Genomic DNA, 10767 nt, shown 5'->3' with positions numbered 1-10767 from the left:
GGAGGGGGGCGCCGCCTTCGGCGTATCAGCGGGCCGGAACTCAGCCCCGCGGGGATCCGGCGTCCGGGGTGACCGCGTCGGAGACGGGCCGCTCGGCGGCCTTCGTCTCGACCGGCTTGCGCAGCGCGATGTTCAGCTCGCGCAGACGGGCCTCCTCCAGCACCGTCGGCGCGCCCATCATCAGGTCCTGCGCGTTGCCGTTCAGCGGGAAGGCGATGGTCTCGCGGATGTTCGGCTCATCGGCCAGCAGCATCACGATGCGGTCCACGCCCGGGGCGATGCCACCGTGCGGCGGGGCACCCAGACGGAAGGCGCGCAGCATGCCCGCGAACTCGCGCTCGACGGTCTCCGCCTCGTAGCCCGCGATCTCGAAGGCCTTCAGCATGACCTCGGGCTCGTGGTTGCGGATGGCGCCGGAGGACAGCTCGATGCCGTTGCAGACGATGTCGTACTGCCAGGCCAGGATGTCCAGCGGGTCCTTCTCCTCCAGGTCCTTCATCCCGCCCTGCGGCATGGAGAAGGGGTTGTGGGAGAAGTCGATCTTGCCGGTCTCCTCGTCCTTCTCGTACATCGGGAAGTCGACGATCCAGCAGAACCGGAAGACGTTCTCCTCGAAGTGGCCCGCGCGCTTGGCCGCCTCGACGCGGACGCCGGACATGATCTTGGAGACTTCGTCGAACTCACCCGCGCCGAAGAACACGGCGTGGCCGGGGGCCAGGCCCAGACGCTCGGTGAGGACCTTGACGTTCTCCTCGGTGAGGAACTTGGCGATCGGGCCGGTCAGGGCACCGTCCTCGCCCACGCGCACCCAGGCCAGGCCCTTGGCGCCCAGCGAGATCGCGTACTCGCCGAGGCCGTCGAAGAACTTGCGCGGCTGCCCGGCGGTGTCCGGAACGGCCAGGGCACGCACGTGCTTGCCGGCGAACGCCTTGAACTCCGAGCCCTCGAAGACGTCGGTGATGTCGACGAGCTCCAGCTTGGCGCGCAGATCGGGCTTGTCGTTGCCGTACTTCAGCATCGACTCGCGGAACGGGATCCGCGGGAACGGTGAGGTGACCTCGCGGCCCTTGCCGAACTCCGTGAAGATCTCGGTCATCAGGCGCTCGATCGGCTGGAAGACGTCCTCCTGCTCGACGAAGGACATCTCCACGTCGAGCTGGTAGAACTCGCCCGGCGAGCGGTCGGCGCGGGCGTCCTCGTCGCGGAAGCACGGCGCGATCTGGAAGTACCGGTCGAAACCGGAGATCATCAACAGCTGCTTGAACTGCTGCGGCGCCTGCGGCAGGGCGTAGAACTTGCCCGGGTTCAGGCGGGACGGCACGACGAAGTCACGGGCGCCCTCGGGAGAGGTCGCGGTGAGGATCGGCGTCGCCATCTCGTTGAAGCCGAGGGCCACCATCTTCGAGCGGATCGACGCGATGACGGCCGAGCGCAGCATGATGTTGCGGTGCATGCGCTCACGGCGCAGGTCGAGGAAGCGGTACTCCAGGCGCCGTTCCTCGTTCACACCGTCGTCGGTGTTGATCGTGAACGGCAGCGGGGCGGCCGCGCCGAGGACCTCCACCGCGGAGACCTCGATCTCGATCTCGCCGGTCGCCAGCTCCGGGTTCACGTTGTCGGCGCCGCGGGAGACGACCTTGCCGTCGATCCGGACGACGGTCTCCTTGGTGACGCTGCTCAGCGCCTCGTTCGCCGCGGTGCCGGGCCGGGCGACCAGCTGCGTGATGCCGTAGTGGTCACGCAGATCGATGAAGAGGATGCCGCCCAGGTCTCGACGGTTGTGCAGCCAGCCGCTCAGCCGGACGTCGGCGGCGACGTCAGAAGCGCGGAGCTCGCCGCAGGTGTGGGACCTGTACCGATGCATCAGTCATCCAGTTCTACGCGATACCAGGGTGGATTCAACCGTCCCAAGGTTACCGTCCGGGACGGTGGCGGGTCGGGCACTCCTTCCAGCCTGCGAAAACGCGTCCGCGGGCCGCGTGCGGACACGGCCCCGGGGCGCGGGCGAACAGGCACGTGACCGATATGACCTGTAAAGATGGCCGAGTGCGCACCGAGGACATTCTGGCCGCCATCGCGACCGGCCTGTGGCGATGGGACAACGCCTCCGGGACGGTCACCCTCGACAGCGAGGCCGCCCGGCTCCTCGGGCTGCCCGCCGAACCGGTGGTGCTGCCGGAGGTCGCCGTACGGTCCCGCTTCCACCCGGTGGACTGGAACGAGATCAACGGGATCGTGAACCTGGCCGTCGCCGAGGGCACGCTCGCCGAGGCCCGGCTCCGGATCATGGACGTGGACGGACGGGTGCTGCGGACCGTACGCAGCCGCTCGAAACCGGTGGAGAACCGGACGGCGGACGGAACCACGGACTACGAGCTGATCGGCACCATCCAGGAGATCGCCGAGCCGCAGCCCGGCACCACGGCCGCACACACCCCCATCACGGGCGACTGGCGGCGCTCCCGCGAGGCCTTCCTGCTGGACGCGGGGCGGGCGCTGGCGGAGGCACGGTCCACGGCCGAGGTGCTGCGGGTCGCCGCCTCGCTGTCCATGCCCGGTTTCAGCCCGGACGGGCTGGCCGTCTTCGGCGTGGCCGGGGACCGGCTGTCGATCATCGGGCACCACGGGCACGACCCGGGGGACGAGGGTCCGTTCTCCGACATGCCGCTGGAGACGAACTACCCGGCCGCGGAGGTCGTCCGTACCGGCCGGGCCATCTACCTGCCCACCCCCGAGGACTACAAGCGGCGCTTTCCGGCCGCATGGCCGCTCGCCCAGCGCTTCGACCGGGTCTCGTGGGCCTTCCTTCCGCTGATCGTGGCCGGGCGGACGATGGGGGCCTGGATGGCCGCGTTCAAGCACCCGGCGTCCTTCTCGCCCGACGAACGGTCTGTCCTGACGACGGTGGCCCGGATGCTGGCTCAGGCGCTCCAGCGCGCCGTGGTGGCCGAATCCGAGCGGGAGCTCACCACCGGCCTGCAGCGGTCGATGATGCCGCAGCTCGGCCCGGAGATCCCTGGCATGCGGATCGCGGCCCGCTACGTCCCGACGGGCGGCGGGCTCCAGGTCGGCGGCGACTGGTACGACATGATCCCGCTGCCGTCGGGCAGGTTCGCGCTGGTCATCGGCGACGTGCAGGGGCACGACGTCCGGGCGGCCGGACTGATGGGCCAGCTGCGGATCGCCGTACGGGCGTACGCGTCCGAGGGCCACCGGCCGGACGCGGTGCTCTCGCGCGCCTCCCGCTTCCTGGCCGGGCTGTGCTCCTCTCCGGAGTCCGACCCGTACGCGGACGACGGCGGCCGGCCCTCCGACCCCCACTCCGACTTCATGAGCCCGCGGTTCGCCACCTGCCTGTACGTGGAGTGCGATCCGCGGACCGGCATGCTGGAGGTGGCCCGGGCCGGCCACCCCGATCCCGCGATCCGGATGGCCGACGGCACCGTCCTGATGCGCCCCACGGCGGGCGGGCTGCCCCTCGGGATCGACCCCGACACCGACTACCCCACCACCCGGTTCACCCTGGAGCCCGGCGAGACGATGATGCTCTGCACCGACGGGCTCATCGAGACCGGTGGGCACGACCTGGACACCGGCTGGGCACGGCTGCGGGCGGTCCTGGAGTCCGACACGCACGAGAATACGTACGAGCGCACCTACGACGCGCAGGTCCCGGGAGCGGGCACCGACACGGCCGGGCGCGTCGCGCCCCCGCACCTCGAACGACTGGCCGACCTGCTGGTCCAGGCCGTGCACGGGCCGTCCTCGCACCACACCACCGGCCCGCTCGCCGACCGCCGCGAGGACGACATAGCGGTGGTGCTGCTGTGCCGCGAGAGCGCGGAGCTCGCCTCGGGCACCTCGCTGCCGTACCCGGCCCGCCCCGTGCGCCGCACCGTACTGACCGTGGCGCAGGCGGAGCCCGAACGGATCGCGGGCGTGCGGCAGCAGATCCGCGAGCTGCTGCACGACTGGGCCGACCCCGACCAGGTGGACTCGGCGGTGCTGATGGTCTCCGAGATGGTGACGAACGTGCTGACGCACACCGACGGCGACGCCCTGCTGGTCGCGGAGGCGGTCGGCGAGCTGGGCGGGCGCCGGCTGCGCGTCGAGGTCGCGGACGGCAGCGACGAGCTCCCGCACAAGCGGCAGCCGGGGGAGATGTCCTCCAGCGGCCGCGGGGTACTGCTGATGGAGATGCTGGCCGACGCGTGGGGCGTGGACCCGCGGGGCGCGGGCAAGTCGATCTGGTTCGAGCTGCACGAGCAGTCGAAGACGGACGCCGACCCGGCCTTCTGACCCGGCAGCTGGCGCGGCGGGGCGTGATTGGATGCAGCGGTGTCCGATCCCCTCCTGCCCGCGCCCGTACGGCGGCTCGCCGCCTGGTGCGGCGTCGTCCTGCTCGTCACCGCGGTCCTCGCCGTCGGCGTATGGCTGTGCACCGTTTTCCAGGCCGCCGTGACGCCCGTACTGCTGGCCGTGCTCGGTACGGCCCTGCTCGGGCCGATGCACCGGCGCCTGGTCCGCATGAAGATGAACCGCTCGCTGGCCGCGGCCCTGACCTGCCTCGCCGTGGTCGCCGTCGTCGGCGGGGCCACGTACGTCGTCGTCCTCGCGCTCATCGGGACCGGCGGCGAGATCCTCGAATCGCTGCGGCGGGCCGGCGAGATGGTCGCCGAGCACTTCGGGGCGGTGGGCACCTCGCTGGAGGACATCGCCGCGAACTCCAAGGACCTGCTCGCGAAGTTCGGCGGCACCGCCGCCTCGGGTGTGGTCTCGGGGCTCAGCGTGGTGGGCTCGATGATCGCGATGGTGCTGCTCGCACTGGTGCTGATCTTCTTCTTCCTGCGCGACTCCGACCGGGCCGTGGTGACGCTGCGCTCGATCGTCCCGGGCCGCTCGGGCGACCTGATGGAGGCGATGGGGCGGCGCGCCTTCGAGGCCGTCGAGGGGTTCATGCGCGGGACCACGTTCGTGGCCCTGGTCGACGCCGTGCTGATCGGCGCGGGTCTGCTGATCCTCGATGTGCCGGGTGCGCTGGGGCTGGCCGCCCTGGTCTTCGTGACGGCCTACATCCCCTACCTCGGGGCGATCCTGTCGGGCGCCGTGGCCGTTCTCGTGGCCTTCGCCGACCGGGGCTGGATCATCGGCCTGTGGGCGCTCGGCCTGGTGCTGCTGGTCCAGATGATCGAGGGCTACGTACTGCAGCCCGTGGTGCAGAGCCGCACGGTGCAGATGCACCCGGCCGTGGTGATGCTGGCCATCACCGCGGGCGCCGGCGTCGCCGGGGTCCTGGGGATGCTGCTGGCGGTGCCGCTGACCGCCGCCGTCTTCGGGGCGATCGCGGAACTGCGGGCCCGGTACGCCGCCGATGCCGCGTCCGGGCCCGCGGATCCGGCCGGGCCCGCGGATCCGGCCGGGACGGCGTAGGCCCGGACGGCCCGGCAGACTTCCTGGTCGGTCCTGGTCAGTCCCGGCGGACTTCCTGGTCGGTCCTGGTCAGTCCTGGTCCGCCGCACCTGTACCGCGGTGGCCGAGGCCGGTGCGCGCGGTGGTGGGGATGCGGCCCAGCCGGCCCGCCTGGAAGTCGTCGAAGGCCTGCTGCAGCTCGTGCTGGCTGTTCATCACGAACGGCCCGTAGTGCGCCATCGGCTCCCGGATGGGGCGTCCGCCGAGGAGCACGATCTCCAGGTCCGGGGCGTTGGAGTCCTGGGACGCCTCCGCCCGCACCGTGAGCGAGCCGCCCTCGCCGAAGACGGCCGTCTGCCCCGTCTGCAGGGGCCTGCGGTCCTCGCCGACGGACCCGCGCCCGGCCAGTACGTACGCCAGGGCGTTGAAGTCCTCACGCCACGGCAGGGTGATCTGCGCGCCCGGCGTGACGGTCGCGTGGATCATCGTGATCGGGGTGTGGGTGATGCCGGGGCCCTGGTAGCCGTCGATCTCACCGGCGATGACGCGGAGCAGGGAGCCGCCGTCCGGGGTGGTCAGCAGCTGGACCTGGCCGCCGCCGATGTCCTGGTAGCGCGGGGGCATCATCTTGTCGGACGCCGGGAGGTTCACCCACAGCTGGAGACCGTGGAACAGCCCGCCGGACACGACCAGGGACTCCGGCGGGGCCTCGATGTGCAGGAGGCCCGAACCGGCGGTCATCCACTGGGTGTCGCCGCCGTTGATGACCCCGCCGCCGCCGTTGCTGTCCTGGTGGACGAAGGTTCCGTCGATCAGGTACGTGACGGTCTCGAAGCCGCGGTGCGGATGCCAGGGCGTGCCCTTCGGCTCGCCGGGCGCGTACTCCACCTCACCCATCTGGTCCATCATGATGAACGGGTCGAGGTACTGGTAGTTGATCCCGGCGAACGCGCGGCGCACCGGGAATCCCTCGCCCTCGAACCCACCGGGAGCGGAGACGACGGCCAGCACCTTGCGCGGGACGGCGGCCTGCGGCGCGGCCACTCGCGGAAGGGTCAACGGGTTCTCAACAGTCACTGCGGGCATGGTCAGGACCTCCTTCTGCGTCGAGTTTAGTTGAAACTCGAACTTTCTGCCACACCCGCACAACGGAGGAGCCCCGGAGGAAATTTCCTCCGGGGCCCCCGCGGTCCTGACCTGCGGCTACGGCTACGGCTACGGCTACGGCTACGGCTACGGCGAGACGATGACCGAGTTGATCGGCGAGAGGTTGACCGGCACCCACCGGTCGATGCCCATGTCGGTGCAGGTTCCCCCGCCGTTCCAGCCGGTGCACAGCCTGAACTTCCAGTTGCTCGTCTGGTTGTTGAACACCCAGTGCCAGTTCTCCTGGTTGCTGAGGTTGTAGGTCCCCGCCTTGCTGAACCGCAGCGACGGCTGGACGCCCGCCGCCGGCGAGCCCTCCGGCCAGATGCACGCCTCGCCCGAGCGGCATCCCTCGACCGTGTTGTACGAGGCCTGGGCCGGGCCGGCGGCCAGCATCCCCGTGCCCAGCGCCAGCGTCGCGGTGGCCGCCACCGTGGCGAGCGTCGTGCGGATCGTCGTACGGGCCATCTCTGCCTCCTCATGGATGGGGCGGGGGGGTCCCCCGTGGATTCCCCCCCCGCGGCACCGATACTCCGGGGGGCCGGGCCGGGCCGCGATCCTTTCGGGCAGGGCCGAAGCGTGGGTCAGCCGCCGCTGTGGAGCAGGTCCACCCCCAGGCCCGTCACCGAGTGCAGGACCGCCTTGCCGTCGCGCTCCGTGGTGATCAGGCCGGCCGCACGCAGGGTGCGGGCGTGTTCGGAGGCCGAGGGGAGGCTGATGTCGAGGTCCCTCGCCAGCTCGCTGGTCGTGCGCTGCTCGATCAGCGACTGGAGCACCGCCGCCCGGGTCCGGCCCAGCAGGGCGTCCAGCGCCCCCTGCGCCGGGCCCGGCCCGATCAGGGGCAGGGGGGTCAGCGCCGGGTAGAGCAGCACGCACCTGCCGTCCGGGCCGTCCGGGCCCTCGGCGAGCAGCGGCCGGCCCGTCCAGAACGGCGAGGGCATCAGCAGCAGGCCGCGGCCGCCGAGGCGGACGTCGCAGTGCGGCGGCCCGTCCACCTCCAGCACCGTGCCCGACCAGGCGGCCCGCGGATGCGTGCCGGCCAGGCATGCCTTGATGCCGTGGGCGGCCAGCAGCCGGCTGCGCCAGGCCACGTCCGCCCGGAAGGACTGCCGGATCCGCGGCCAGTGCGGGGCGACGACCACCTCATAGGTGGACCGGAGCGCGCCGCCGAGCTGGTCCCACGCCTCACGGTCCTGGGCCCACAGGGCGCGCAGCCAGGAGGTGGAGCCGGGGGCCCGGGCGGCGACGCGGTGGAGCTCGCCGAGGGTCAGGAGCGGGCCGGCGTCCCGTACGACGGCCAGCCCCTCCTCCAGGGTGCGCGCGTACGGCTCGACGAACTGGGGGTTGTCGCCGTCGGGGCGCAGAAGGTCGAGCAGCGGGCGGGCGCGGCCCGGCAGCTCGCGGCCGACACGGGCGCGCCAGCGGCCGAAGACCGCCTGTTCGTCGGTGCGCTGCCAGGCGGCCATCGCCATGCCCAGCTCCACCAGCGGCAGCGGCTCGCTCGCGAAGGTGATGTCGAGCAGGTCCTCCGCCGTGAAATGCACCCGCAGCATCGCCCCGCCCCCCGTCAGGTCTCCGCCGGTACGCCGGCGACTGCGACTGCGACTGCGACTGCGACTAGCCGTACATCCGGCGCATCGCGAAGTCCACCATCTGCTCGACCGCCTTCGCGTCGAAGACCATCCGGTGGTCGCCCTCCATGTCGAGGACGAAGCCGTACCCGGTCGGCAGCAGGTCGATGACCTCGGCGCCGGTGATCACGAAGTACTTGGACTCCTTGCCGGCGTACCGGCGCAGCTCCTTGAGCGTGGTGAACATGGGGATGACCGGATGCTGGGTGTTGTGCAGCGCCAGGAATCCGGGGGTGTCGCCGCGCGGGCAGTAGACCTTCGAGGTGGCGAAGATCTGCTGGAAGTCCTCGGCGGAGAGGGACCCCGTGGTGAAGGCCCGCACCGCGTCCGTGAGCGAGGGCGGGGACGGCTCCGGGTACAGCGGCGGCGCCTGCTGCGCGTAGCCCTGCGGGGGCTGCTGCGCATACTGCTGCTGGGCGCCCGGGTTCTGGTCGTAGCCGTACATGCGGCACACCCTATCGAGCACCTGCCCCCATACCGGCCGGTACCGGCCAGTCCCGTCCGGGCTGGACGCAGGGGGGCGGCTCGGGCGGGCGGTGCCCCGGCCTCCGGCGACCGCACGAACGGCGCCGCGCGGGTTTTGACCCTGGTCACAGTCGGGACGGAAGGGTTGCCCTTATTACCGACGGGTAGCATCATGTTGTTACCGATTGGTATGTACGAGGAACCTGTCTCCCCGAGCCTTAACGGAGCCGTCGCCATGGGGCACTACAAGTCGAATCTCCGCGACATCGAGTTCAACCTCTTCGAGGTGCTCGGCCGCGACAAGCAGTACGGCACCGGTCCGTTCGAGGAGATGGACACCGAGACCGCCAAGAGCGTTCTGTCCGAGCTCGCCCGCCTCGCCGAGAACGAGCTGGCCGCCTCCTTCGAGGACGCCGACCGCAACCCGCCGGTCTTCGACCCGGCCACCAACACCGCGCCCGTCCCGGCCTCCTTCAAGAAGAGCTACGAAGCCTTCATGGAGTCCGAGTACTGGCGCCTGGGCCTGCCCGAGGAGATCGGCGGCACCACCTCGCCCCGCTCCCTCATCTGGGCCTACGCGGAGCTGCTGCTCGGCTCGAACCCGGCGATCTGGATGTACTCCTCCGGCCCGGCGTTCGCCGGCATCCTCTTCGAAGAGGGCAACGAGGCGCAGAAGAAGGTCGCCCAGATAGCCGTCGACAAGCGCTGGGGCTCCACCATGGTCCTCACCGAGCCGGACGCCGGCTCGGACGTGGGCGCCGGCCGCACCAAGGCGATCCAGCAGGCGGACGGCTCCTGGCACATCGAGGGCGTGAAGCGCTTCATCACGTCCGGTGAGCACGACATGGAGGAGAACATCCTCCACTACGTCCTCGCGCGCCCCGAGGGCCACGGCCCGGGCACCAAGGGACTGTCCCTCTTCCTCGTCCCGAAGTTCCACTTCGACTGGGAGACCGGCGAGCTGGGCGAGCGCAACGGTGTCTACGCCACCAACGTCGAGCACAAGATGGGCCTCAAGGCCTCCAACACGTGCGAGATGACCTTCGGCGACCAGCACCCCGCCAAGGGCTGGCTGATCGGTGACAAGCACGACGGCATCCGCCAGATGTTCATGATCATCGAGTTCGCCCGGATGATGGTCGGCACGAAGGCCATCGCCACCCTCTCCACCGGCTACCTGAACGCGCTGGAGTACGCCAAGGAGCGCGTGCAGGGCCCGGACCTGGCGAACTTCATGGACAAGACCGCGCCCAAGGTCACCATCACGCACCACCCCGACGTGCGCCGCTCGCTCATGACGCAGAAGGCCTACGCCGAGGGCATGCGCGCCCTGGTCCTCTACACGGCCTCCGTGCAGGACGAGATCCAGGTCAAGCAGGCCGCCGGCGAGGACGCCTCCGCCGAGATCGGCCTGAACGACCTGCTCCTGCCGATCGTGAAGGGCTACGGCTCGGAGAAGTCCTACGAGCAGCTCGCCCAGTCCCTGCAGACCTTCGGTGGCTCCGGTTACCTGCAGGAGTACCCGATCGAGCAGTACATCCGCGACGCCAAGATCGACACCCTCTACGAGGGCACCACGGCCATCCAGGGTCAGGACTTCTTCTTCCGGAAGATCGTCCGCGACCAGGGCGCCTCGCTGAACATCCTCAGCGAGACGATGAAGAAGTTCCTGGCCGAGGCCGTCGGCGGCGAGGAGCTGGCCGGCGCCCGCGACGCGCTCGCCAAGGCCGCCGTCGACCTGGAGGCCATCGTCGGCCAGATGATCGTCGACCTCACCGCCACCGGCGAGGACGTCAAGAACATCTACAAGGTCGGCCAGAACACCACCCGCCTGCTGATGGCCTCGGGCGACGTGGTCGTCGGTTACCTGCTGCTCAAGGGCGCCGCCGTGGCCGCCGAGAAGCTGGCGACCGCCGCCCCGAAGGACGTCCCCTTCTACACCGGCAAGATCGCCGCCGCCAAGTTCTTCGCGTCGCAGGTCCTGCCGAACGTCTCGGTCCAGCGCCAGCTGGCCGAGGTCGTCGACAACTCCCTCATGGAGCTCGACGAGGCCGCCTTCTAGACCGGTCGCGCCACCGCCGCGCACACGCGCCAGCGGCCGGGCCCCGTACAGGGG

General features: G+C 70.7%; 8 protein-coding genes. 3 read left to right on the top strand and 5 right to left on the bottom strand.

What is annotated here, in order from left to right:
• Positions 1 to 40: 40 nt before the first annotated feature.
• Complete coding sequence (gene aspS, locus ACWGIU_RS17215; RefSeq protein ID WP_453706639.1) at positions 41 to 1864, bottom strand: aspartate--tRNA ligase; 1824 nt, start codon at positions 1862 to 1864, stop codon at positions 41 to 43.
• Positions 1865 to 2046: 182 nt separating this feature from the next.
• Between aspS and ACWGIU_RS17210 the strand changes: the two genes are divergently transcribed.
• Both ACWGIU_RS17210 and ACWGIU_RS17205 read left to right on the top strand, forming a co-directional pair.
• On the top strand, positions 2047 to 4299 hold the full coding sequence (locus ACWGIU_RS17210) for an ATP-binding SpoIIE family protein phosphatase (RefSeq protein WP_453706637.1): 2253 nt from the start codon (positions 2047 to 2049) through the stop codon (positions 4297 to 4299).
• A 39-nt stretch (positions 4300 to 4338) separates the two neighbouring features.
• Positions 4339 to 5430 (top strand): AI-2E family transporter, encoded by a 1092-nt coding sequence (locus ACWGIU_RS17205; RefSeq protein ID WP_453706635.1) that lies wholly within the window; start codon positions 4339 to 4341, stop codon positions 5428 to 5430.
• Positions 5431 to 5499: 69 nt separating this feature from the next.
• On the opposite strand, the gene ACWGIU_RS17200 is transcribed toward ACWGIU_RS17205, so the two are convergent.
• From ACWGIU_RS17200 to ACWGIU_RS17185, 4 genes are all read right to left on the bottom strand, one after another.
• Entirely contained in the window at positions 5500 to 6495 is a 996-nt protein-coding gene (locus tag ACWGIU_RS17200; RefSeq protein ID WP_453706633.1) for a pirin family protein, read from the bottom strand.
• A 147-nt stretch (positions 6496 to 6642) separates the two neighbouring features.
• On the bottom strand, positions 6643 to 7023 hold the full coding sequence (locus ACWGIU_RS17195) for a hypothetical protein (protein WP_453706631.1): 381 nt from the start codon (positions 7021 to 7023) through the stop codon (positions 6643 to 6645).
• 116 nt (positions 7024 to 7139) lie between these two features.
• The gene (locus tag ACWGIU_RS17190; RefSeq protein WP_453706629.1) at positions 7140 to 8108 is read right to left on the bottom strand and encodes a helix-turn-helix domain-containing protein; all 969 of its coding nucleotides are present in this window, start codon (positions 8106 to 8108) and stop codon (positions 7140 to 7142) included.
• A 64-nt stretch (positions 8109 to 8172) separates the two neighbouring features.
• Complete coding sequence (locus ACWGIU_RS17185; RefSeq protein WP_033215170.1) at positions 8173 to 8631, bottom strand: SseB family protein; 459 nt, start codon at positions 8629 to 8631, stop codon at positions 8173 to 8175.
• 255 nt (positions 8632 to 8886) lie between these two features.
• Here ACWGIU_RS17185 and ACWGIU_RS17180 point away from each other — a divergent pair, with 255 nt between their 5' ends.
• Entirely contained in the window at positions 8887 to 10713 is a 1827-nt protein-coding gene (locus ACWGIU_RS17180) for an acyl-CoA dehydrogenase (protein WP_453706641.1), read from the top strand.
• Positions 10714 to 10767: the final 54 nt, after the last annotated feature.

Source organism: Streptomyces sp. NPDC054840 (genome assembly GCF_053611065.1).
This window is presented reverse-complemented; position numbering and strand designations above follow the sequence as displayed.

Coding starts and splice junctions, on each gene's coding strand:
- ACWGIU_RS17200 (WP_453706633.1), bottom strand. CDS start 6,495: ATGCCCGCAGTGACTGTTGAGAACCCGTTGACCCTTCCGCGAGTGGCC.
- ACWGIU_RS17180 (WP_453706641.1), top strand. CDS start 8,887: ATGGGGCACTACAAGTCGAATCTCCGCGACATCGAGTTCAACCTCTTC.
- ACWGIU_RS17190 (WP_453706629.1), bottom strand. CDS start 8,108: ATGCTGCGGGTGCATTTCACGGCGGAGGACCTGCTCGACATCACCTTC.
- ACWGIU_RS17185 (WP_033215170.1), bottom strand. CDS start 8,631: ATGTACGGCTACGACCAGAACCCGGGCGCCCAGCAGCAGTATGCGCAG.
- aspS (WP_453706639.1), bottom strand. CDS start 1,864: ATGCATCGGTACAGGTCCCACACCTGCGGCGAGCTCCGCGCTTCTGAC.
- ACWGIU_RS17195 (WP_453706631.1), bottom strand. CDS start 7,023: ATGGCCCGTACGACGATCCGCACGACGCTCGCCACGGTGGCGGCCACC.